Source organism: Rhodococcus sp. IEGM1428 (assembly GCF_050321865.1).
In the GTDB taxonomy this organism is placed as follows: Bacteria; Actinomycetota; Actinomycetes; order Mycobacteriales; family Mycobacteriaceae; genus Rhodococcoides.
Window position 1 is genome coordinate 2,266 of record NZ_JBNQFW010000012.1, and the last position, 23,069, is coordinate 25,334.

Sequence of the window (23,069 nt, forward strand, 5' to 3'; positions counted from 1 at the left end):
GGGTGCGATCGGGAGCCATGACGACGATGAAGTCGACGCCCGTCACCTGCCTGATCTTCTCCGTCTCCGGTTGCAGACGCGAGGTCGGATCGTCGGACTCGATGGCCAGCGGCGTCGACGGTTCGTTGGCGATGCTCACCGCGATCGCCGTGACTTCGCGTCGGGTCGCGTCGTCGCTGTTGGAACGTTCGTTGAGCACCGTCAGGATGCCGCCGGCGAACACGACGACCGCCATGACGACGAGCTGCAGCACCAGCACCTGGCCGGCGACGCTCAGCGGACGTTTGGTGGACAACGGATTCCTTTCGCGCAAGAACAATCGGTGTGAACGAAATGAACGTATAGGTGACTCCTGTCACTGCGTGCAGCAACATCATCTCTCAGCAGGGGTGATGCACCTCACTCCACTCCCAGTAGTTACGAAGTCCGCAGTTCGACTCGCGCTTCACTTGAACCAGAAGGAACACTCATGAGTATCAGCACCGATGCTGAGCGGTTCGACAACCCGCCCACCGAGCCCAAGAAGAAGCGCGACAAGACTCATTGGCTCTACATCGCGGTGATCATCGCCGTGATCGCCGGAGTCGTCGTCGGATTGCTGTGGAAGGACTTCGGTGTCGAGCTGGCAGTGCTCGGCACGCTGTTCGTCAGCCTGATCAAGATGATGATCAGCCCGGTCATCTTCTGCACCATCGTGCTCGGCATCGGTTCGGTCCGTGCCGCAGCCAGCGTCGGCAAGGTCGGCGGCCTTGCTCTGGCGTACTTCCTCAGCATGTCGACCATCGCGCTCGGTATCGGCATGGTCGTCGGCAACCTGATCCAGCCCGGTGACGGTCTGGACATCCCGGCCAGCGGCGGAGCCGATGACCTCGTCAAGACCGCCGAGGCGGCCGGCGGCACGATGGACTTCATCGCCGGAATCATTCCGACATCGCTGCTGTCCTCGCTCACCGCAGGCTCGGTGCTGCAGACGCTGTTCGTCGCCATCCTTGTCGGCTTCGCCTTGCAAGCCATGGGCAAGAGCGGCGAAGGCATCCTCAAGGGCATCGGCGCAGTGCAGAAGCTCGTCTTCCGCATCCTGACCATGATCCTGTGGCTTGCCCCGATCGGTGCTTTCGGCGCCATCGCCGGTGTCGTCGGCAAGACCGGGTTCGACGCAGTCCTGCAGCTCGGCACCCTGATGCTCGCCTTCTACATCACCTGCTTCATCTTCGTCTTCTTCTTCCTCGGACTGATCCTGCGCTTCGTCACCGGCTTCTCGATCTTCAAGCTGGTCAAGTACCTGGCCCGTGAGTACCTGCTCATCGTCGCCACCAGCTCCTCCGAGTCGGCCCTGCCGCGTCTGATCGCCAAGATGGAACACGTCGGTGTCGAGCGCACCACCGTCGGCATCGTCGTCCCCACCGGCTACTCCTTCAACCTCGACGGCACCGCGATCTACCTGACGATGGCCTCGATCTTCATCGCCGACGCCATGAACCTGCCGCTGTCGATCCCCGAGCAGTTCTCGCTGCTGCTGTTCATGATCATCGCTTCCAAGGGTGCAGCCGGAGTGTCCGGAGCCGGCCTGGCCACACTGGCCGGCGGTCTCGAAAGCCATGCTCCGCAGCTGCTCGACGGAGTGCCGATCATCGTCGGAATCGACCGCTTCATGTCCGAGGCTCGTGCAGTCACGAACTTCTCCGGAAACGCTGTCGCCACCCTGCTCATCGGCACCTGGACCAAGACGCTCGACAAGGATCGGGTCAACACGGTCCTCGACGGCAACCTGCCGTTCGACGAGGAGACCATGGTCGACGATCACCTCCCCGAGGACGAGCGACCTGCAGACAAGCAGGTCATCATCGAAAAGCACGCCGCCAAGGCGTAAGGCCTGCCGGGCGCCGCGCATCCCCCCGTCGCCCGGTTCGGAAAAACGCAAGTACGACCCCGCCACCAGCGGGGTCGTACTTGCTTTTGTACGTCGGTTCCATTCTGTCGGTACTCACAGGTAAGTTCGGGTGATGACTGAAGTTCAGAACATCGGCATCAACACGCTGGGTGGTGCGCCCACCTCGCTCGACGAGTACGCCGGAAGGGCCGTTCTCGTGGTCAATGTCGCCTCCAAGTGTGGACTGACCCCGCAGTACGAGAAGCTCGAGAAGCTCGCCAACGAATACTCGGCCCGTGGCCTCTCGGTCGTCGGAGTGCCCTGCAACCAATTCGGTGGCCAAGAGCCCGGCACCGCCGAAGAGATCGAGACGTTCTGCTCCACCACGTACGGCGTCACGTTCGCAATGACCGAGAAGGTCGACGTCAACGGTGACAACCAGCACCCGTTGTATGCCGAACTGACCAAGACCGAGGACGCCGAAGGCAAGGCCGGAGATGTTCAGTGGAACTTCGAGAAGTTCCTGATCTCGCCCGAGGGCGTCGTCACCGATCGCTTCCGTCCGCGCACCGAGCCGGACGCTCCTGAGGTGCTCGCCGCGATCGACAAGATCCTGCCGAAGGAAACGATCGCCGTTTAGCTTCTGTCTGCATCGACTTCGAGCCTCGTTCACGCTGGTGTGCGAGGCTCGAGTCATGTCTGGACGCCTGATCGTGTCGGTGAGCGGAATCAAGAACGACACCTACGAGCATGCCGCCGAGTTCGCGCGAATTCTCGACGGACGAGGCGTCCCGTTGTCGCTGCTCGTCGCGCCGCGATTGAAAGACAAATACCGTCTCGCTGCGGACGTGCCCACCCAGGAGTGGTTGCGGGCCCGACGCGACGGCGGCGACGCGATCGTTCTGCACGGCTACGACCAGGCCGCGACGAAGCGTCGACGCTCCGAGTTCGCCGCACTGCCTCGTCACGAAGCTCGACTGCGCCTGATGGCAGCAGACCGGGTGATGGAACAGACCGGACTGCGCACCCGAATCTTCGCCGCTCCGCGCTGGATCGCGTCGCCCGGAGCCGTCGAAGCGCTACCCGACGCAGGCTTCCGAATGCTCGCCGCGCTGAATGGTATTCACGACCTCGACCGGGACGGCGTCATCCGTGCCCGGGTCTGGGGAATCGGTGAAGGATTCAAAGCCGAACCCTGGTGGTTCAAAGCTCTGGTACTCGGGGCCGGCCGCACCGCCCGCCGCGAGGGAGTGGTGCGCCTGGCGATCAGTGCCAAACAACTCGGTCGACCGGGGCCGCGACAGGCAATCCTCGATGCCATCGACCTCTCCCTCCACCACGGAGCCGAAGCCGGCATCTACGAGTGGATCCCGCGCACCAAAGCCCGCGTGGCGTAGCTCCTCGCTGCACCCCACCCCAACCCCCGCCCCGCCCCCGGCTTGCTCTGTACCTCCAATTGGGATCAATGTGGCTTTCAGTCACTCAGATTGCAAGAAAGGCGCATTGATCCGAAGGGGGTGGGGTGGTCCATTGACGCGAACGGGGTGGGTGCGGTCGTAGACTCGCAACAATGAGTGCCTCGACTGTGACCCTGGACGACATCGTTGCCGCACATCGACAAATGCGTGAACGCAATCCGCTGGTGCAGTGCCTGACCAACACCGTCTCGGTTCAGTTCGTGGCGAATGCACTGTTGGCCGCGGGTGCCGCTCCGGCGATGGTCGACAACCCCGAGGAAGCGGCCGGTTTTGCGGGTATCGCCGACGCGGTTCTCGTGAACCTGGGGACCCCGACGGCAGCGCAGGTGGAGAGTTCTCGGCTGGCGTCGGCCGCTGCGAGGGACGCGGGTAAGCCATGGGTACTCGATCCGGTGGGGGCTGGCGGCCTGCCGTGGCGTACCCAGGTGGCCGTCGAGCTACTTGCCAACCACCCCAGCGTCATTCGCGCGAATGCGTCCGAGGTCATGGGTCTGGCGGGTGCTGGCGGTGGATCGAGAGGGGTGGATTCGTCTGCGCGCGTTGCGGATTCCGTCGATGCGGCGCGATCGCTATTGGACAGGGCCGAGATCGTGGCGGCCTCGGGGGAAGTCGACCACATCGTCGGGCAAGGATCTCTGGTGAAGCTCGGCGGCGGAAGTGCACTGCTGCAACGGGTTACGGCTACCGGGTGTGCGTTGGGTGCGCTGACGGCGGCGTACTGTTCCGTGTCACCGAATGCGCTGATCGGTGCTGTCGCCGCGCATGCGCATGTTGCGGTGGCGTCGGAGACAGCGGCGCAGTCGACCTCGCGGCCGGGATCTTTCGCTGCCGCGTTCCTCGATGGCCTGGACACGGTGGACGAGTCGGCACTGCGGGAACTGGTTCGGCTCGACTGACGGGTGCAACAGTTGCTCCGCTGTGAGGCGACATCCGCGGAAACACTGCGGAGCGTACGACGAGTGGAGCAAAAACTGCCTGCGCCGCGAAGGTAACGGCCCTTGATCGAAATGTGATGTAACAGAACACGTTTGCGAGCAGACATACCTGGCGTCCCATAAATCGAACCAGGTGGTCTTATGAAGCGACTTGTTCTCGTCACCATCACTGCGCTCAGCCTCGTCGCGTGCGGCAACTCGGACGAACCGGTCGCAGCGACGGCCACCGGTGCGCCCACCTCGAACGCCCAGTCCCAGCCCGTGCAGCCACAGGATCTGCCCGAGGCCACCCAGCCGGTAGTCGCGGGCGAGGATACGCAGCCCAACGGTCCGGTCGACTCGAACACCGAAGAGCTTCCCGAGAACAACTCCATTCCCGACGCGACCGCGCCTGTGACCTGCCTCGACGTGTCGTCGAGCTCGGTGACCGAAGCCGTGAACTCGCTGCCGCTGGTCTTCGCCGATTCACCGTGGGTCGCGACGCGGATGGGCGACCCGTGTGCGTCGTTCACCTGGGTCGAAGCGCTCCCGTCCGGGGCAACGGTGAGCTCGCCGACACATCTGCTCTTCTTTCACAACACCGAGTACCTCGGCACCGCGACGCTGGAGCCGTACGGTTTCACGTCGGTGGCGGCCCAGTCCGCCGACACGATCACAGTGAACTACCGCTGGCCACTCGCCGGTGACGCGAACGCGAATCCGACCGGCGGCCCGGTGACGGTCGACTATCGGTGGGACGGGACGCAGGTGACCATGATCGGCACCCTTCCGCCCGAGGTCACCGGCTAGACCGAGACGGACGATTCTTCGGGAAGCTCGCGGAATTCGGCGTCGGACATGTCCTTGAAGCGGCCGTAGTACGCGGCGGTCGCCTGGTCGGCAATCACTGCCTGATGAATGGGGAACGCCATCTTCGGAGCCACCGCACGCAGGAACTCGACCGTCTCGGACAGCTTCGACCACGGTGCGGCCGCGGGGAGCGCGAGCACGTCGACCTGCTGCTCGGGGACGAAGAGCGAGTCGCCGGGATGGAACAGCTGGCCCGGGTTCTCCGGGGTGCCGAGCAGATAGCCGGTGTTGTCGATCTCGGGCAGTTCGGGATGGATGACGGCGTGGGTTCCGCCGACGCCGGTGACCGTGATGCCGCCGACCGCGAAGGCCTTGCCTGCGGGAGCCGCCGCCCACTGGCCGCCCAATTGGCCTGCCGTCATCGGATCGGCATGCAATGCCGCCCGCGGATTTGCCTCGACCAGAGCCGGAAGTCGTTGCAGATCGACGTGATCCGGGTGCTGATGGGTGACGAGGATGGCATCGAGTCCGGTGATGCCCTCGAACCCGTGGGAGAACGTGCCAGGATCGAACAGCACGGTGGTGCCGTTGAGTTCGACGAGAACGCAGGAATGTCCGAAGTGTGTCAGCCGCATGGACTCCACAGTAAGCGCGGTTTCGCGCGTCCCGCCAGGGCTGCGTAGACTCCCACCTGCCGGTAACAGTCTTGCTGTACGTATTTCAAGGAGCGCTTTCGTGGCCCGAGTCGTTGTCGATGTCATGCCCAAGGCCGAGATTCTCGATCCGCAGGGTCAAGCGATCGCGGGCGCGCTGGGCCGTCTGGGTATCTCCGGTGTATCCGACGTGCGACAGGGCAAGCGTTTCGAGCTCGAGGTCGACGACTCCGTCGACGACGCCGAGCTGGAGAAGATCGCAGAATCGCTGCTGGCCAACACGGTCATCGAAGACTGGACGGTCACTCGCGTGTCGGTAGAGCCCGCCGCATGAGCGCCCGTATCGGAGTCATCACCTTCCCCGGGACCCTCGACGACGTCGACGCCTCCCGCGCTGTCACCCTGGCCGGCGGAGAAGCCGTCAGCCTGTGGCACGCCGATGCCGATCTGAAGAACGTCGACGCCATCGTCGTCCCCGGCGGATTCTCCTACGGCGACTACCTGCGGGCCGGCGCAATTGCCAGATTCGCCCCCGTGATGGAGTCCGTCGTCAAAGCAGCCGAGGGCGGTATGCCGGTTCTCGGCATCTGCAACGGCTTTCAGGTGCTCTGCGAAGTGGGACTGCTTCCCGGTGCGTTGACCCGCAACGAAGGGCTGCACTTCGTCTGCCGCGATCAGTGGCTGGCAGTGGAGAACACCGACACCGCGTGGTCGTCGCGCTACGAGCCCGGTGCCGAGATTCTGATTCCGGTCAAGAACGCCGAGGGTCGATTCCAGGCACCTCAGAACGTGCTCGACGAGCTCGAGGGCGACGGTCGCGTCGTGTTCCGCTACAGCGGCACCAACCCGAACGGATCGCAGCGGGGGATCGCCGGAATCTCGTCGGCCAACGGTCGAGTCGTCGGCTTGATGCCCCACCCAGAGCATGCGACCGAGCCGCTCACCGGTCCGAGCGACGACGGCTTGGGCATCTTCTATTCGGCACTGGACACGATCGTCAACGCCTGACTCCAACGTGTCGGTGATCGCGGTTACTGTGCTGCCATGACACTGACGTTGGGCATGATCACGTTCGACACCACCGATCCTGGGCCGCTCGCGCACTGGTGGGCGACGCAGGTCGACGGCACGATCGTGGAGGAGAACGACGGCTGGTTCTATGTCGTCGAGCTCGCCGCGGCCCCGCACCGGATGGCCTTTCAGAAGATCGACGATCCGACGCCCGGCAAGAACCGCATCCACCTCGACATGACGACGGAAAACCTCGACGCGGAGGTTGCGCGTCTGGTCGAGGCCGGTGCGAGCGAAGTTGCGCAACACACCATGGGCGACTTTCGCTGGGTGACGCTGAGCGACCCCGACGGCAACGTGTTCTGCGTGTCCGGGTCGCACTGAACATCGAATGCCGGCCCAGGCATGGGTGACTCTCGTTGCGGGCAGATCTGCACATCGCGCACTAACGCAACCGCACAAAACCGAGGACCTTGACGGCGAGAGCGGGCAGGAGGGCCAGCGATGACCAATACCGACGAACGCAACATCGAAGCACCACGGCCAACGGTCGCCGCTGCCGCTGCCCGCGCGTACATCACCATGGCCGAACGCGATCATCTACCCGTACCCGACTGGATTCGCGACGCTTCAGCGGGACGACCGACCACTCCGCCTCCCGAATACTGGGTCTACCGGCGCGTGATCGCGATCAGGCCGCGCACGCTCTCAACTCCGTCAAGGTAGAGGCGAAAATGCCCGTTGGGCCGTGGGATACGTCGCAATACTTGCCGTCTCGCCAGAAGAACACCGAGCGCGACAATGGGCTCGGTGTGTCACGACTGAACATGTCGGCCAGCTCGGCGAGTGCGGCCACTGCCCCGAGTGCACTATCGGCATCGCTCGGCCGGTGAACGGCCAGTTCGTAGGCGCTGGGGACGGCGAACAAAAGGCCGTACAGGCACTCGCCGAGGTGCGTCGATATCAACGTGGGCATGTCTGCGACCTTCGACGCGAGGTAGATCGAATCGCCGCTCAGCACATGGACGTCGATGCCGTCCCTGCTGAGGATCTGGGCGTCGTCGAACTGCACCGCAGCCGTGTTGTGTCGGCCGGCAGCCCAGGCGGCCTGCAGGCCCCGGCCGACGAGATGCCGATCGGCCAGTGTCAGCGCTCGATTGGGAGACGACAGATTCAGCACACGCACCGGGGATCCGGGTGCGTCGAACAGGGGAACCGCGTAATCGTATTCGGCCAGTGTCTCGAGGGCGGTCGGTGCGACGACGCGCTCGCGCAACCTCGCATGGAACTCGTTGTCCGACAACGAGGTGATGAACGTCGGGTCGGCTTCGCGCATCATCTCGATCATGACGTCGACATGGCTGTCGATGATGCTGTCCCACGCCGATCTGCCTGCCTTCGAGCAGCGGGCGAAAAGGTTCTCCAGCGGAAGGTGCGCGCCTGATCCCGTCGCCAGTGTTGTCGAATCCACGCGGTGAACCACTACCCCGCGCCTGCGGAACACCTCGATGGTCTTCATCCGCACGATTGCGAATGTGGTTGCGTGAACTGCACCGTAGTTCGGCAAAGACTGAAATTTCATGAAGATCCCCCCGGGTCTGTGTGTGCTCTCGATGCGTTCGACGCAGGGGCTGCCACAATGGTTCCCATGCCGTCCAACGCCTCCGCAACCGGTCTCTGCAACTTCGTCGACGTCTCGCCGTCCCCGTTTCACGTGTGTCGGACGGTGTCGGTGCAGCTCGAGGAGGCCGGTTTCGTTCGGCTCGAAGAGATCGACGCGTGGCCGACCGAACCGGGCCGCTACTACCTCATCCGCGGCGGTTCACTCGTCGCATGGAGTACCGAGCGTGATTCGGGTCGTTCCGCAGGCTCCACTCCCGATGGCCCCTTCCGTGTCGTCGGCGGGCACACCGACAGCCCCAACCTTCGCGTGAAGCAAAATCCGGATCTGCAATCCGCGGGCTGGCAGATGGTAGGCCTCGAGCCGTACGGCGGCGCCTGGCTCAACTCCTGGCTCGACCGCGATCTGGGTATCTCCGGCCGGTTGAGTGTGCGCGACGGCAGCACGGTACGCGAGGTCCTGGTGAAGGTCGACGAGCCCATCCTGCGGGTGCCGCAGCTCGCGATTCACCTCTCCGAGGATCGCAAGGGCGTCACCCTGGATCCGCAGCGACACGTCAATGCCATTTGGGGCGTGGGTAATTCGCCACAGTCGTTCATCGCATACGTCGCCGAGAGAGAAGGCGTCGACCCGCATTCGGTACTGGGTTGGGAACTGATGACACACGATCTCGCGCCCAGTGCCGTCGTGGGCGTCGAGTCCGAACTGGTCAGTGCGCCGCGTCTGGACAACCAAGGAACCTGCTACGCCGGAACTCAGGCTTTGCTTGCCGCAGTGGAGAATCCGACCGCTGTCACTCCGGTGCTGGCACTGTTCGACCACGAGGAAGTCGGCAGCATGTCCGACCGCGGCGCGTTCTCGGATCTGTTGAACACCGTGCTCGAGCGCATCGTGCTCGGACGCGGCGGTGGCCGTGAGGACTTCCTCCGCACGATGGCCGGATCCATCTGTGCCTCAGGCGATATGGCGCACGCTACGCACCCGAACTACCCGGATCGGCATGAGCCCGCACATCGCATCGAGCTCGGCGGGGGACCGGTGCTGAAGGTCAACCAGAACCTGCGCTACGCAACGGACTCCGCCGGAGCAGGTGCCTTCGCGCTCGCCTGCGATCAGGCCGGAGTTCCCTTGCAGCGCTATGTGCATCGCGCCGATCTACCCTGCGGATCGACTATCGGGCCGATCACCGCGTCGCGCACCGGGCTGTCGACGGTGGACGTCGGGGCAGCGCAGCTGGCCATGCATTCGTCGCGAGAGTTGATGGGTGCTAACGACGTGAAGTCCTACGCCGACGCGCTGGCGGCATTCCTCGCCCCTGCCTGAGCCTGAGCGGCGATCGCAAACGCGCGCGCATTCGTCAGGTGCGCGTGGATTCGTGCCCGATTCCGCTCGCGTTCGGCAAACGCGCGCGCGTTTGCGAGATCGGGGGGTGAGCCCCGAACCCCGACGACTCGGCTAGACCGGATCGAGTTGCAGGCACGCATCCGCCGCGAGCCAGAACAACTGTTCGCGCACTGTTGTTGCCTTGGTCCAGCCGCGGTGATCCCAGTCGGCGGCCAGGGAGTCGCCCGCGTACAGCAGTTGCGCGAATCGCACTCCGCGGAATCTGGCCACCGCGCAGAATGCCGATGCCTCCATGTCGACCGTTCGGCAACCTTCCTCGACGCGGCGCGAGACCCGGCCACGAGTTTCGCGGTAGAGCGCATCGGTGGTCCAGGAACGGCCGGTGACGAAGTCGATTCCGGCATCGGTGAGCACCGACTGGAGTACGGCCACACCTGCCGGGTCGGCGTCGACCACTCGGCCCGGCGGTAGGTAGTGGAACGAGGTGCCCTCGTCGCGGACGGCGCTGTCGATCACCATCACGTGTCCCATGCCCAGGTCGTCGGACAGTGCCCCCGCGCCGCCCACGGCCACGAACTGCGTGCATCCCATCGCGATGGCCTCTTCGAGGAACAGGGCGGCCAGCGGAGCGCCGACGCCGGGATGGAAGACGGCAAGTTTCTCCCCGTTCCGCTCGATCTCGTACACGGGGTGTTCGCCGTGCTCGGAGCGCATGACCGACACCACTCGGGCGTCGCCTTTCGCGCAGATGCTCTCGATCACCTCGGCGAAGAAGCAGACGACGGCCTTCGGCGGTACGTCGACTCCCTTGGCCACCATCGACGGGTCGATGACGCCCGTTTCGTCCAGATCGTCCTCGGTCAGTGCGATGTCCATCAGGTGATGTTCGCACGAGGCCGATACGTCCGATGCCGTAGATGTCGGTGGCACCTTATAGACTCGCCCTGGCATTTCGCTCCATCGAAGGGACCTATTCCTCGTGTCCGCTAGCTCTGTACCCACAGACACTGTCTCCAACGCCGTCGCCACCCCCGACGTTGCGCAGCCGTACAAGGAACTCGGACTCAAGGACGACGAATACGTCCGCATCAAGGAAATTCTCGGCCGTCGGCCCACCGACGCCGAATTGGCGATGTACTCCGTCATGTGGAGCGAGCACTGCTCGTACAAGTCCTCCAAGGTGCACCTGAAGTACTTCGGCGAGACCACCACCGACGAGATGCGCAAGCCGATGCTCGCCGGCATCGGTGAGAACGCGGGCGTCGTCGACGTCGGCGACGGCTGGGCCGTCACGTTCAAGGTCGAGAGCCACAATCACCCGTCGTACGTCGAGCCCTACCAGGGTGCGGCCACCGGCGTGGGCGGCATCGTCCGCGACATCATGGCCATGGGTGCGCGCCCGATCGCCGTCATGGACCAGCTGCGATTCGGTGCTGCCGATGCACCCGATACGCGGCGCGTCCTGAGTGGCATCGTCGCAGGCGTCGGCGGTTACGGAAACTCCCTCGGCCTGCCGAACATCGGCGGCGAGACCGTGTTCGACGCCTCCTACGCCGGAAACCCTCTGCTCAACGCCCTGTGTGCCGGCGTCATGCGCGTCGAGGACATGCACCTGGCGTTCGCGTCGGGGCTGGGTAACAAGATCATTCTGTTCGGTGCTCGAACCGGTCTCGATGGGATCGGCGGCGTGTCCGTCCTCGCGTCGGAGACGTTCGACGGGGACGAGACCGGTGGGGGCCGGAAGAAGCTTCCTGCAGTGCAGGTGGGCGACCCGTTCACCGAGAAGGTGCTCATCGAAGCCTGCCTCGAGCTGTACTCGAACAAGCTGGTCGTCGGTATCCAGGACCTCGGCGGTGCCGGATTGTCTTGTGCCACTTCGGAACTCGCATCGGCTGGTAGTGGTGGCATGCATATCGAGCTGGAGAAGGTGCCGATGCGCGCCACCGGCATGACGCCCGCCGAGGTGCTTTCGAGCGAATCCCAGGAGCGCATGTGCGCCGTGGTGACGCCCGACAACGTCGATGCGTTCATGGCTGTCTGCAAGAAGTGGGACGTACTGGCCACCGTCATCGGTGAGGTCACCGACGGTGAGCATCTGCAGATCACGTGGCACGGCGACACCGTCGTCGACGTTCCGCCGAAGACCGTTGCGCACGAGGGACCGGTGTACAACCGCCCGGTTCAGCGCCCGGACACCCAGGACGATCTGGTCGCGAACACCACAGCCTCGCTGCAGCGCCCGGAAACCGGGGACGAACTGAGGGCGACGCTGCTGAAGATGATCGGCTCACCGCAGTTGTGCAGCCGTCGATTCATCACCGAGCAGTACGACCGCTATGTGCGTGGCAACACCGTTCTCGCCGAGAACGCCGATGCCGGCGTGATCCGAATCGACGAGAAGACCGGGCGCGGAATCGCTTTGGCCACCGACGCGTCGGGCCGATACACCGCACTCGATCCCTACCAGGGTGCCCAGCTCGCACTCGCCGAGGCGTTCCGCAACGTCGCGGTCACCGGCGCGACACCCAAGGCCGTCACCAACTGCCTGAACTTCGGCTCGCCCGAGGATCCCGGTGTCATGTGGCAGTTCCAGCAGGCCGTGCGCGGACTGGCGGACGGCTGTGTGACCCTTGGCATCCCAGTCACCGGCGGCAACGTCAGCTTCTACAACCAGACCGGTGCCGAGCCGATCCTGCCGACCCCCGTCGTCGGTGTGCTCGGCGTGATCGACGACGTGCATCGCCGCATTCCCACCGGCCTGGGACTCGAGCCCGGCGAGACGCTGATCCTGCTGGGCGAGACCTACGACGAGTTCGACGGATCCATCTGGTCGCAGGTCGAGCACGATCACCTCGGCGGCGTTCCACCCAAGGTCGATCTGGCTCGCGAACAGCTGTTGGCCGACATTCTGCTGTCGTCCTCGCGCGACGGACTGGTTTCGGCGGCACACGACCTGTCCGAGGGTGGCCTTGCGCAGGCAGTGGTGGAAGCGGCCCTGGCCGGTGAAACCGGTTGCCGCATCATCGTTCCCGACGGTGCCGATCCGTTCGTCACGCTGTTCTCGGAGTCCTCGGGTCGCGTACTGGTCGCGGTGCCGCGCACGGAAGAGACCCGTTTCACCGGTATGTGCACTGCCCGCGGTCTGCCGTGGACGCGCATCGGTGTCGTCGACGAGGGTTCGGATTCCATCGAGGTGCAGGGGCAGTTCTCCGTCCCGATGGCGGAGCTGCGTGAGACGTTCGAGAGCACTCTCCCCAGACTTTTCGGCTGACCGAGGTGGGGGGACAGATATCGGTCGGGAAACAGGCATCGGAGCAGCACGACAGAGAACTCGACGCTGCACTCGAACCGGATCAGCATCATCGGTACCACCTGCCGACCCTGGAATTCTCGGTCCCCTCGCCCGACAAGCATCCGTTCGTCATGTGGGCGTGGGGTCTGCTGCGCCTCGACTTCACCGGGATCGCGTTCAGCGCGTTGTTCTTCTGCTGGTCGCTGACTCCGTCGCTGCTTCCTCGCGGCTGGCTGTTCCAGGGCATCATCGGCGGTATCAATGCGGCCATCGGCTACGCCTTCGGTGTGGCGGTCGGCTGGGCGGTGACGCGGTGGTGGTTGTCGTCCCGATCGTGGTGGCCGTTGCCGCGCGCGGTCGATCGCGCCGTCAAGATCGCTGTGCCGGTCGTGGCTGTCGCGGTGTCGATGATCATGCTGGCCATCTCGGCGGAATGGCAGCGTGAGCTCGCCGCACTGATGGACGCGGAGGGCACCACCACAACGGGTTACCTCCGAACCGGGGCACTCAGCCTCGCCATTGCGGCACTGCTGATTTCGCTGTGGCGGGTGTTGCGCGACGTCGTTCGACTGCTGGCCCGCCAGATCAACCGGTTGGTGAAGATGCCACGGGAAGTGGCCAATGCGCTCGGGGTCGTCCTCCTCGTCGTGCTCTCCGTCGCACTGGTTCAGGGCGTGCTGCTCCGTGCGGTCTCGGCGGTCACCAACTCGGCATTCAGTCTGCAGAACGACGAAACTCGGGACGGGGCAGAACAACCCGTCGCCGACGAGCGATCCGGCAGCCCGAACTCGTTGGCTCCCTGGGACACCCTTGGTTTCGAGGGTCGTAACTTCGTCTCCAGCGGTCTGCGCGCCGACGAGATGGAACGGGCCACGGGCCGCCCGAGTCTCGAGCCGATTCGGGCATACGCAGGATTGGAAACCGCAGAGACCCAGGACGAACGACTCGACATCGTGGTCGCCGAACTCGAACGCACCGGGGCCTTCCAGCGGCAGGCCCTGATCGTCGTTCCGACGACGGGCACCGGGTGGGTGAATCCCACCGCCATCGAAGCGGAAGAGCTCATGTTCGACGGCGATGTCGCCACCGTCGCATCTCAGTATTCGTATCTGCCCAGCTGGATCTCGTTCATCGCCGAGGGCGACAAGGCGGCTCAGGCCGGCAAGGCGCTCATCGACAAGGTTCACGATCGCTGGCTGCAGGAGCCGGAGGCCACCCGCCCCAAGTTCTACGTGTACGGCGAGAGCCTCGGTACCCAGGCCGGGGAGGGTGCCTTCGACGGTTTGGCGGACATCAGGGCCGTCACCGACGGAGTCCTGTGGGTGGGACCGCCGAACAACAACCGCATCTGGAGTCAGTTCGTCAGCCGACGCGACCCGGGAAGTCCCGAGGTTCGGCCGGTCTACTCCGAGGGGCTGACGGTTCGCTTCGCCGACAACTCGTCGGGCATCCCGCCGGAGGACCAACCGTGGTACGAGCCGCGGATCCTGTACGTCCAGCACGCCTCGGACCCGGTGGTCTGGTGGTCGCCCGATCTGCTGTTCGAGCGTCCCGACTGGCTTTCCGAACCACCGGGGCCCGACCGGCTGCCGAGTATGCGATGGTTCCCAGTCGTCACGTTCTGGCAGGTGGCCGCCGACCTGACCAACGCCGCGGGCGTCCCCGACGGACACGGCCACAACTACGGCACCCTGGTGCTCGACGGCTGGGTCGCCGTCGCCGCACCCGAGGGCTGGACCGACCGCGACACCGAACGAGTCCGCGGAGTCATGGAGCAGTTCGCCGGCCGAGACGGTCCCGAGAAGTGAGTACCGAAGCGCTGATGATCGGCACCGTGACGACGGCGTGGAGCACGGTCGCGCTGCCGTCGACAGGTCTCGATGCCCGTGGACGGGCGGTGGCCAATGCCTCGTTCGCCGTGGCCGTTGCGTCGGTCACGGGCCGCAGCGCCGCGCAACTGGGATTGCGCAACACTGCTGCCGGCCTGAAGTGGGGCGCTGCGGCGTCGGCGATTCCTGTCCTCGGATCTGCCGTCGTCGCCGCAATTCCAGCGCTGCGACGTCGGGTCCGGCCGTCCGAGGACGAGCTGGCCGAGTGGGTGCTGTTTCGCATTCCCGTGGGAACGGTGCTCACCGAGGAGTTGCTGTTCCGTGGTGTGCTCGACGCCGCGTCGCCGGCACTGTCGCCGGTTTTCTTCGGCCTGTGGCACATTCACCCGGCCCGCGCTGCCGGAGACACAGTGATCGGAACGGTGCTGGCGACGACTGTGGCCGGTGTTGTCTTCTCATGGCTCAGGGCCCGCAGTGGGAGCGTGCTCGCCCCGGCGCTGTTGCACTACTTCCTCAACACGAGTGGCGCTGTGCTGGCGCATCTCGCAGCGAACGACAGGAGTCAGTAGCAGTGCCACCGCACAAGGAAGTCAGCCCCGCCGAGGTGCGCGACGCAGTACTGGCGGTGGGGGACTGGATCAAGGGTGAGGCGGACAAACCGGCTCGCGCACAGATTGCCGCGGCAGTGCGCACCACCGCCAGAACTCTCGGCCAGAATGCGCCCGGATCCTCGGTGGAGGTACGCGTACCGCCGTTCGTCGCGGTGCAGTGCATCGTCGGGCCTCGTCATACTCGTGGAACTCCGCCGAACGTCGTCGAAACCGATGCTCTGACGTGGCTGCAGGTGGTGACCGGAACCCGGGATTTCGCCGAGGCCCTCGCCGACGGTTCCATCGATGCGTCCGGTAGCCGGGCGGCCGAAGTGGGCCGCTGGTTACCGCTGCTGTCCATCAAGTGAGCCTGCCTGATCCGAGGCGAATCGGACACTCGTTCACCTGTTGGGAATCTCCCGTCCACACGATGCGTTGACTCCGGCCGTGTGCCCGTAGACTTGGGCACGGCCCCCCGCCCCGTACCCCCAAAGGGAGCAATGCCCGTGACCAACGCCGATTTGTCGGTCGACAGTCCGAATCTTCTGCTAGGCAAACCCCTCGACGAACCGGAGAACGAGCCGCGCGAAGAGTGCGGAGTGTTCGGAGTATGGGCACCGGGCGAGGATGTGGCCAAGCTCTCCTATTACGGCCTCTATGCGCTGCAGCACCGTGGTCAGGAGGCTGCCGGCATCGCGGTGTCCGACGGTTCCCAGGTGCTGGTGTTCAAGGATCTCGGCCTCGTCAGCCAGGTGTTCGACGAGCAGACCCTGGGAGCTATGCCCGGGCATGTCGCCATCGGCCACTGCCGGTATTCCACCAGCGGGTCGGTGACGTGGGAGAACGCTCAGCCGATCTTCCGCACCACCACCGCGGGCACCGGGATTGCGCTCGGCCACAACGGAAATCTCGTGAATTTCGCCGAGCTCGCCTCCAAGGCTCGCGATGCGGGCCTGATCAACGATCGGTTGCAGGGCAACGGCACCTCGGATTCCGACGTGGTGACGGCGCTGCTGGCACACAAGGCCGCCGATTGCACCATCGAGCAGGCCGCGATGGAACTGCTGCCGCAGTTGAAAGGCGCGTTCTGCCTGACGTTCATGGACGAGCACACGCTCTACGCCGCCCGTGACCCGCACGGTGTTCGCCCGCTGTGTCTCGGCCGTCTCGATCGCGGCTGGGTGGTTGCCAGTGAGACGGCCGCGCTCGACATCGTCGGTGCCGCGTTCGTTCGCGACATCGAGCCCGGCGAGCTGCTCGCGATCGATGCCGACGGCGTCCGGTCGTCGCGTTTTGCCGCCCCCGAGCCCAAGGGCTGCGTGTTCGAGTACGTCTACCTCGCGCGACCCGACAGCGTGATCGGCGGCCGTTCGGTGCACTCGACCCGCGTCGAGATCGGACGACGGCTCGCCAAGGAGCATCCGGCCGAGGGCGATCTGGTGATTCCGGTGCCCGAGAGCGGAACTCCCGCTGCGGTCGGTTTCGCTCAGGGCTCCGGCATTCCCTACGGCCAGGGCCTGATGAAGAACGCCTACGTGGGCCGCACGTTCATTCAACCGTCGCAGACCATTCGTCAGCTCGGCATCCGGCTCAAACTCAATCCACTCAAAGAGGTCATTCGGGGCAAAAGGCTGGTGGTGGTGGACGATTCGATCGTCCGCGGCAATACCCAGCGTGCGCTGATCAGGATGCTGCGAGAAGCCGGTGCGCTCGAGATTCACGTCCGCATCGCGTCCCCACCGGTGCGGTGGCCCTGCTTCTACGGCATCGACTTCGCTTCTCCCGCAGAGCTGATCGCCAACGGCGTCGACTCCGAGGACGGGATTCTCGAAGGCGTCCGCCAGGCCATCGGTGCCGACTCGCTGGGGTACATCTCCATCGACGGCATGATCGCGGCGTCGGAGCAGCCCGAATCGCGGTTGTGCGCAGCATGTTTCACCGGTAAATACCCGATCGACCTGCCGGCCGACAATGCGCTCGGCAAGCACGTTCTCGAGGGTCTACTGGCGTCCGCGGCCGGGCAGCCCGTGGCCAACGACGCAAATGTGAGCGCTCTCAGTCGCCCTTGACCTGGTCTTTTCCTCCAGGGAACAGCAGGGTTTTCTCAATGCCACATATTGGAAACAGTCCATCGGTACTGTCCCGAGTTACATAGGACACACCGATTTGGATAGAGGCATCAGATGACCCTGTCGCCCGACGACGGACGCATGCTGCGCTACAGCGCCGCATCCAGGACAGCTGTGCGCAAGCACGGTAAGAAGACCGCTGCAGTGGCAGCACTGTCGGTACTTGCATTGACGGCCGCTGCGTGCGGCTCGGGACGCACCGACGCCGGCGGATCCGGTGACGGCGCCGGCGGCGGAGACACCATCACCGTCGGCACCACCGACCAGGTGACCTCGCTCGACCCGGCCGGCTCGTACGACAACGGCTCGTTCATGGTGATGAACCAGACGTACCCCTTCCTGATGAACTTCGCGCCCGGCAGCTCCGAGCTCGAGCCCGATGTCGCCGAAAGCTGCGATTTCGCCGAGCCGACCGTCTACAAGTGCACGCTCAAGGACGACCTGACGTTCGCGAACGGCAACCCGCTGACGAGCGAGAGCGTGAAGTACTCGTTCGACCGGATCGTCGCGATCAACGATCCCAACGGGCCTGCGTCGCTGCTGACCAACCTCGACAGCATCGCGACTCCGGACGAGAAGACCGTCGAGTTCACGCTGAAAGCAGCGAACGATCAGACGTTCCCACAGATCCTGGCGACCCCGGCAGGTCCGATCGTCGACCAGACGGTGTTCCCGGCGGACAAGATCCTCGACGACGACGCCATCGTGGCCGGTACCCCGTTCGCCGGTCCGTACTCGATCTCGAGCTACGCCAAGAACTCCCTCGTCAGCTTCACCGCGAACGGTGACTACAAGGGCATCCTCGGCACGCCGAAGACGTCGTCGATCAACACGAAGTACTACACCAGCTCCGACAACCTCAAGCTCGACGTGCAGAACAAGGCCATCGACGTCGCGTGGCGCTCGTTGACGCCGACGGACGTCGAATCTCTCGGCGGGGTGGACGGTCTCACCGTGCACGAGGGACCCGGCGGCGAATCGCGTTACATGGTCTTCAACATGAACACGATGCCCGGCGACACCCCCGATCAGAAGCTGGCCGTGCGCAAGGCAATTGCGGCCTCGGTCGATCGTCAGGCGCTGTCCGACGGCGTCTACAAGGGCACATACACTCCGCTGTACTCCGTCGTCCCCACCGGCTTGGCCGGCTCGAACACCGCGTACGGCGACGTCTACGGCACCACGCCCAACCGCGACGAGGCAGCCGGATTCCTTTCGGCCGCAGGCGTTGCCACCCCGGTGCAGCTCAACCTGCAGTACAACCCGGACCACTACGGTTCGTCCTCGAGCGAGGAATACGCCGCGATCAAGAGTCAGCTCGACGCGACGGGCCTGTTCAACGTGAACCTGCAGTCCACCGAGTGGAGCACGTACACCAAGGAACGCGTCGCCGACGCGTACCCGGTGTACCAGCTGGGTTGGTTCCCGGACTACCCCGACGCAGACAACTATCTGACGCCGTTCTTCGCGCCGGACAACTTCCTGCAGTCGCACTTCGAGAGCCCGGCCATCACGTCACTGCTCGATCTCGAGCGCACGACGGCCGACGAGAATGCTCGGATGCAGATCATCGGCCAGATTCAGACCGAGCTCGCGACGAACTACCTGCCGACGCTTCCGTTGTTGGAGGGCAAGCAGATTGCCGTCGCGACCAACGAGATCAGCGGCGTGGACGAGACGCTCGACGCCTCGTTCAAGTTCCGGTTCGTCACGCTCGCCAAGAGCTGACGGCGTGCCCACTACCGACAGCACGACGGTAGAGGGCGAGAAGCAAGCACAGCAGGCGAGCGCGCCGTCACGGTACGGCGCGCTCGCCCGTTATCTCGGGGTCAGATTTCTGCTGATCATTCCGACTGCCTGGATTCTCGTCACCGTCGTCTTCTTTCTGATGCGAGTGATCGGTGATCCGATCACGGCGGCCCTCGGTGGCCGCCTTCCTGCCGAACAGATCGCTCAGCGCAAGGCCGAGGCCGGCTACGACCGGCCCATTCTGACGCAGTACTGGGAGTACCTGACCGGCTTGCTGCGTGGCGATTTCGGCCGTTCCGCGACCGACAACCGCGCGATCAGCGACGTCCTGCTCGTCAACGGTGCAGCCACTCTGGAACTGGCCTTCTGGGCTCTGCTGGTGGCCTTCGCCGTCGGTATCCCGCTCGGGTTCTTCGCCGCTACCCATCGCGACCGGTTCGGGGACGCCTCGTTGCGGATCTTCGCCATCCTCGCGTACGCGGCACCGGTGTTCTTCGTCGGAATGCTGCTCAAGCTGCTGTTCGCAGTCAAGCTCGGTTGGCTCCCGGTGGCCGGACGAGCCAGCACCAATGTGGAACTGGCACTGCAGAACGTCTCGCCCAAGACCAACATTCTGATCGTCGATTCGTTCCTGTACGGCGAATCGAGTTACACCATCGACGTGCTCGAGCACGCTGTGCTGCCTGCTCTCGCTCTCGGCTTGTTGACGGCCGGCGTATTTCTGCGGCTGGTGCGCGTCAACCTGATTCAGACGCTGCAGGCACCGTTCGTCGATGCCGCTCGAGCTCGCGGGTTGAGCGAGGGGACGGTGACGAGACGGCATGCGTTTCGCAACGCGATGATCCCCATCGTCACCGTCATCGGCCTGCAGATCGCGGTGCTGCTCGGCGGCGCTGTGCTCACCGAAACCACCTTCGAGTGGCAGGGCCTGGGATACGAACTCGCCCGGTACCTGCAGGCCCGCGATTTTGTTGCGGTGCAGGGCATCGTGACGTTCCTGGCCGTGGTGGTCGCCGTCGTCAGCTTCGTCACCGACGCGATCGTTGCACTCATCGACCCGAGAGTGAGGTTCTGATGAGCACCGAAGTCGTGCTGTCCGACGTACCTCCCACCCGTCCACACCGCCGAGGATTTCCCGGCGTCGCGTTCGTCAAGTCCACCTCGGGATTGCAACGCGTCACGTTGATCGTCGGCTTGGCCCTGATGGTGGGGTTCGTCATCGCGGCGGTGTTCGCGCCGCTTCTCGCGCCGTACGGCTTCTCGCAGACCAGCGATGCCGGGCAGGATTTTGCTCGCCAAGCGGCTCCGTCCGCCGAGCACTGGTTCGGTACCTCGGTCCGCGGAGAGGATGTGTTCTCGCGGGTGATCTACGGTGCCAGAACAGCATTGATGGTGATTGCCTCGTCGTTGATCCTCTCGCTGATCATCGGCGTTCCTCTCGGGCTCGCCTCGGGATACATCGGTCGCTGGTTCGACCGCGTGCTCGTGCTGTTCATGGATGCGATGTACGCGTTCCCGTCCCTGCTTCTCGCGGTGGTCATCTCGATCGTCGTCGCAGGTGGCCAATCGTCGAGCTTCGGCGGTATCGCATCCGCGGCCATTGCCATCACGGCCATCTTCGTCCCGCAGTACTTCCGTGTGGTCCGCAACGCCACGGTGGCGGTCAAGACCGAACCGTACGTCGATGCCGCACGGGTCACCGGCGCAGGCACACCGCGAATCCTGTTCCGCCACATCCTCGCCAACGTGGTGCAGACGCTGCCGGTCATCATCACTCTCAACGGGGCCGAGGCCATTCTGACCCTGGCCGGGCTCGGGTTCCTCGGGTTCGGCATCGAACCCACCTCCGCCTCGGAGTGGGGATACGACATCAACAAGGCCCTGCCGGACATCTCCAACGGCATCTGGTGGACGTCGGTGTTCCCGGGCCTCGGCATCGTGCTGGTGGTTCTCGGTCTGACCATGGTGGGCGAAAGTGCAAGCGAGACACTCAATCCGCTGCTACGCACCCGCAAGAAATTCAAGAAGGCGGTGAAGGTATGACATCGAGCGTTGCGACTCCACGCGAGTCCGCACTGTCGGTGAAGTCGTTGTCCGTCACGTTCCTCACCGATGCCGGCGAAGTCGATGCCGTCACCGAGGTCTCCTTCGAGGTGTATCCCGGTGAGGTACTGGCCGTGGTGGGGGAGTCCGGCTCGGGCAAGTCCGTCAGCGTCCGTTCCGCCATCGGACTGTTGCCGGACACCGCACGCGTCGAGGGACACGTGGTGCTCGGTGGTCAGGACGTGACGAGGCTGAGCAACAAGGCGTGGGCGCAGTTGCGCGGCAACAAGATTTCGATGGTGTTCCAGGAACCGGGCAGTGCTCTGGATCCGCTGTTCACCATCGGATATCAGATCGTCGAGGCACTGCGTGCGCACACCCGCGCCAGGAGTGGAGCCGGCGGAACGACCCGAAGTGCGGACGCTAAGCGGATGTCGGCGAAGGACGCCAAGACACGGGCCATCGAATTGTTGACGATGGTGGGCTTGCCCAACCCCGAGCAGCGCTTCTCGTACTACCCGCACGAGCTCTCCGGTGGGCAGAAGCAACGTGTGATGATCGCGATCGCCATCTCGTGTGAGGCGAAGGTCATCATCGCCGACGAGCCGACCACCGCCCTCGACGTCACGGTGCAGGCCGAAATCCTCGAACTGCTACGTGATCTCAAGGATCGGTTCGGCTGCGCCATCGTGCTCATCACCCACAGCATGGGCGTCGTGTCCGATCTGGCGGACCGCGTCGTCGTCATGCAGAACGGTCGCGTCGTCGAGGAAGCGCCGGTGGCGCAGTTGTTCGACGCCCCCGCGGACGATTACACCAAGAAGCTGCTGGCCGCGGTGCCGACTCTCGCTGCGGTGGAGTCGGACAAGACCGTCGACACCTCGGGTGAACCGGTACTCGAGGTGTCGCGGCTGGTGGTGCAGTTCTCCGGTGGCGTCGGCTCCCCGGCGTTCCGGGCGGTCGACGACGTCTCACTCACCATTCACCGAGGCGAGACCCTCGGCCTGGTGGGTGAATCCGGCTCGGGTAAATCGACCATCGGCAGATGTGTTGCGGCACTACAGAAGCCGACCAGCGGCACCGTGACGGTGATGGGACAGAACATTGCCGGTGTCAGTGAACGCAAGCTCAAGCCCCTGCGCAAACGCTTCGGCTTCGTCTTCCAGGACCCGTCGGCGTCACTGAATCCTCGACTGACCGTCGGACAATGTATCGCCGAGCCGATGATCGTGCACAAGTACGGCTCCAAGGACGCGATCGCGGCGAGGACGACCGAGTTGCTCGACGCCGTGCAACTGCCGTCGGGCACCGACAAGCGGTACCCGCACGAGCTGTCCGGTGGACAGCGGCAGCGCGTCAGCCTGGCGCGCGCACTGGTGCTGGGTCCGGATCTGGTGGTGGCGGACGAGCCGACCAGTGCACTCGACGTCTCGGTGCAGGCAGCAGTACTTGACTTGTTCGAGGCGCTACAGCAGGAATTCGGTTTCGCGTGCCTGTTCATCAGCCACGACCTCGCCGTGGTGGACCGCGTCGCGCATCGTGTGGTGGTGCTGCGCAACGGGGGAATCGTCGAAGAGGGAACGCCGTGGAAGATTCTGCGATCCCCGGAGGCGGACTACACCAAGAAGCTGTTGGCCGCGATTCCCGGCAAGCGCCTGCACACGTGAGTTCTTCTCCTGACCGGGCACTCCGGTACCGTTAGGGCGCTATCTGCGCTTTGAACGGGCGCTGACATG

22 protein-coding genes and 1 pseudogene are annotated in these 23,069 nt (G+C 64.6%); 19 read left to right on the plus strand and 4 right to left on the minus strand.

The features are described from left to right. Positions 1 to 295, minus strand: a pseudogene (locus tag ACQR3T_RS28075) (ATP-binding protein); the annotation flags it as partial. Between the two features lie 174 nt (positions 296 to 469). Between ACQR3T_RS28075 and ACQR3T_RS28080 the strand changes: the two are divergent. The 5 genes from ACQR3T_RS28080 (at position 470) to ACQR3T_RS28100 (ending at position 5,072) form a co-directional block, all read left to right on the plus strand. Continuing rightward, positions 470 to 1,870 (plus strand): cation:dicarboxylate symporter family transporter, encoded by a 1,401-nt coding sequence (locus tag ACQR3T_RS28080; RefSeq protein ID WP_094608457.1) that lies wholly within the window; start codon positions 470 to 472, stop codon positions 1,868 to 1,870. A 133-nt stretch (positions 1,871 to 2,003) separates the two neighbouring features. Next, complete coding sequence (locus tag ACQR3T_RS28085) at positions 2,004 to 2,510, plus strand: glutathione peroxidase (protein ID WP_032376363.1); 507 nt, start codon at positions 2,004 to 2,006, stop codon at positions 2,508 to 2,510. 55 nt (positions 2,511 to 2,565) lie between these two features. Continuing rightward, complete coding sequence (locus ACQR3T_RS28090; RefSeq protein ID WP_428695741.1) at positions 2,566 to 3,267, plus strand: DUF2334 domain-containing protein; 702 nt, start codon at positions 2,566 to 2,568, stop codon at positions 3,265 to 3,267. A gap of 173 nt (positions 3,268 to 3,440) precedes the next feature. After that, a complete protein-coding gene (thiM, locus tag ACQR3T_RS28095) occupies positions 3,441 to 4,244 on the plus strand; it encodes a hydroxyethylthiazole kinase (protein WP_428695742.1) in 804 nt (267 codons plus the stop codon). Between the two features lie 180 nt (positions 4,245 to 4,424). Then, the gene (locus tag ACQR3T_RS28100; RefSeq protein WP_428695743.1) at positions 4,425 to 5,072 is read left to right on the plus strand and encodes an LppP/LprE family lipoprotein; all 648 of its coding nucleotides are present in this window, start codon (positions 4,425 to 4,427) and stop codon (positions 5,070 to 5,072) included. Here ACQR3T_RS28100 and ACQR3T_RS28105 read toward each other — a convergent pair. Then, positions 5,069 to 5,707, minus strand: a complete 639-nt coding sequence (locus ACQR3T_RS28105; RefSeq protein ID WP_428695744.1) for an MBL fold metallo-hydrolase — start codon at positions 5,705 to 5,707, stop codon at positions 5,069 to 5,071. The genes ACQR3T_RS28100 and ACQR3T_RS28105 overlap by 4 nt on opposite strands. A 100-nt stretch (positions 5,708 to 5,807) precedes the next feature. Here ACQR3T_RS28105 and purS point away from each other — a divergent pair, with 100 nt between their 5' ends. The 4 genes from purS to ACQR3T_RS28125 all read left to right on the plus strand — a co-directional run bounded on the left by purS (position 5,808) and on the right by ACQR3T_RS28125 (position 7,462). Further along, entirely contained in the window at positions 5,808 to 6,059 is a 252-nt protein-coding gene (gene purS, locus ACQR3T_RS28110) for a phosphoribosylformylglycinamidine synthase subunit PurS (protein ID WP_032376367.1), read from the plus strand. Then, positions 6,056 to 6,733: a phosphoribosylformylglycinamidine synthase subunit PurQ gene (purQ, locus tag ACQR3T_RS28115; protein WP_037171119.1), complete on the plus strand. Its 678-nt coding sequence runs from the start codon at positions 6,056 to 6,058 to the stop codon at positions 6,731 to 6,733. Before purS ends, purQ begins: the two co-directional genes overlap by 4 nt. A gap of 36 nt (positions 6,734 to 6,769) precedes the next feature. Continuing rightward, entirely contained in the window at positions 6,770 to 7,120 is a 351-nt protein-coding gene (locus ACQR3T_RS28120; protein WP_032376369.1) for a VOC family protein, read from the plus strand. Between the two features lie 120 nt (positions 7,121 to 7,240). Then, positions 7,241 to 7,462 carry a hypothetical protein gene (locus tag ACQR3T_RS28125; RefSeq protein ID WP_428695745.1) on the plus strand — a complete coding sequence of 74 codons (222 nt, stop codon included), beginning with the start codon at positions 7,241 to 7,243 and terminating at the stop codon, positions 7,460 to 7,462. On the opposite strand, the gene ACQR3T_RS28130 is transcribed toward ACQR3T_RS28125, so the two are convergent. Next, on the minus strand, positions 7,428 to 8,318 hold the full coding sequence (locus ACQR3T_RS28130; protein WP_428695746.1) for a hypothetical protein: 891 nt from the start codon (positions 8,316 to 8,318) through the stop codon (positions 7,428 to 7,430). The two genes, ACQR3T_RS28125 and ACQR3T_RS28130, sit on opposite strands and share 35 nt — an antisense overlap. A 66-nt stretch (positions 8,319 to 8,384) precedes the next feature. Between ACQR3T_RS28130 and ACQR3T_RS28135 the strand changes: the two genes are divergently transcribed. Continuing rightward, the gene (locus ACQR3T_RS28135; RefSeq protein WP_428695747.1) at positions 8,385 to 9,680 is read left to right on the plus strand and encodes a M18 family aminopeptidase; all 1,296 of its coding nucleotides are present in this window, start codon (positions 8,385 to 8,387) and stop codon (positions 9,678 to 9,680) included. A gap of 132 nt (positions 9,681 to 9,812) precedes the next feature. Here ACQR3T_RS28135 and ACQR3T_RS28140 read toward each other — a convergent pair whose 3' ends face one another. Further along, positions 9,813 to 10,577 (minus strand): nucleoside phosphorylase, encoded by a 765-nt coding sequence (locus ACQR3T_RS28140; protein WP_428695748.1) that lies wholly within the window; start codon positions 10,575 to 10,577, stop codon positions 9,813 to 9,815. 103 nt (positions 10,578 to 10,680) lie between these two features. On the opposite strand from ACQR3T_RS28140, the gene purL reads away from it, so the two are divergent. The 9 genes from purL (at position 10,681) to ACQR3T_RS28185 (ending at position 23,000) form a co-directional block, all read left to right on the plus strand. Beyond that, the gene (purL, locus tag ACQR3T_RS28145) at positions 10,681 to 12,972 is read left to right on the plus strand and encodes a phosphoribosylformylglycinamidine synthase subunit PurL (protein WP_428695749.1); all 2,292 of its coding nucleotides are present in this window, start codon (positions 10,681 to 10,683) and stop codon (positions 12,970 to 12,972) included. Between the two features lie 101 nt (positions 12,973 to 13,073). Then, positions 13,074 to 14,801: an alpha/beta hydrolase gene (locus ACQR3T_RS28150; protein WP_428695764.1), complete on the plus strand. Its 1,728-nt coding sequence runs from the start codon at positions 13,074 to 13,076 to the stop codon at positions 14,799 to 14,801. After that, positions 14,798 to 15,391, plus strand: a complete 594-nt coding sequence (locus tag ACQR3T_RS28155; RefSeq protein ID WP_428695750.1) for a CPBP family intramembrane glutamic endopeptidase — start codon at positions 14,798 to 14,800, stop codon at positions 15,389 to 15,391. The genes ACQR3T_RS28150 and ACQR3T_RS28155 overlap by 4 nt, the downstream gene beginning before the upstream one ends. Positions 15,392 to 15,393: 2 nt before the next feature. Further along, complete coding sequence (locus ACQR3T_RS28160; RefSeq protein ID WP_032376375.1) at positions 15,394 to 15,780, plus strand: sterol carrier family protein; 387 nt, start codon at positions 15,394 to 15,396, stop codon at positions 15,778 to 15,780. Between the two features lie 138 nt (positions 15,781 to 15,918). Beyond that, positions 15,919 to 17,481 (plus strand): amidophosphoribosyltransferase, encoded by a 1,563-nt coding sequence (purF, locus tag ACQR3T_RS28165; RefSeq protein WP_032376538.1) that lies wholly within the window; start codon positions 15,919 to 15,921, stop codon positions 17,479 to 17,481. 141 nt (positions 17,482 to 17,622) lie between these two features. Further along, the gene (locus ACQR3T_RS28170; RefSeq protein ID WP_428695765.1) at positions 17,623 to 19,269 is read left to right on the plus strand and encodes an ABC transporter substrate-binding protein; all 1,647 of its coding nucleotides are present in this window, start codon (positions 17,623 to 17,625) and stop codon (positions 19,267 to 19,269) included. A 109-nt stretch (positions 19,270 to 19,378) separates the two neighbouring features. After that, positions 19,379 to 20,365, plus strand: a complete 987-nt coding sequence (locus ACQR3T_RS28175) for an ABC transporter permease (RefSeq protein WP_165712949.1) — start codon at positions 19,379 to 19,381, stop codon at positions 20,363 to 20,365. Beyond that, positions 20,365 to 21,333 carry an ABC transporter permease gene (locus tag ACQR3T_RS28180; protein ID WP_032376376.1) on the plus strand — a complete coding sequence of 323 codons (969 nt, stop codon included), beginning with the start codon at positions 20,365 to 20,367 and terminating at the stop codon, positions 21,331 to 21,333. Before ACQR3T_RS28175 ends, ACQR3T_RS28180 begins: the two co-directional genes overlap by 1 nt. Then, a complete protein-coding gene (locus ACQR3T_RS28185) occupies positions 21,330 to 23,000 on the plus strand; it encodes an ABC transporter ATP-binding protein (RefSeq protein WP_428695751.1) in 1,671 nt (556 codons plus the stop codon). The genes ACQR3T_RS28180 and ACQR3T_RS28185 overlap by 4 nt, the downstream gene beginning before the upstream one ends. The last annotated feature ends 69 nt before the right edge of the window (positions 23,001 to 23,069 follow it).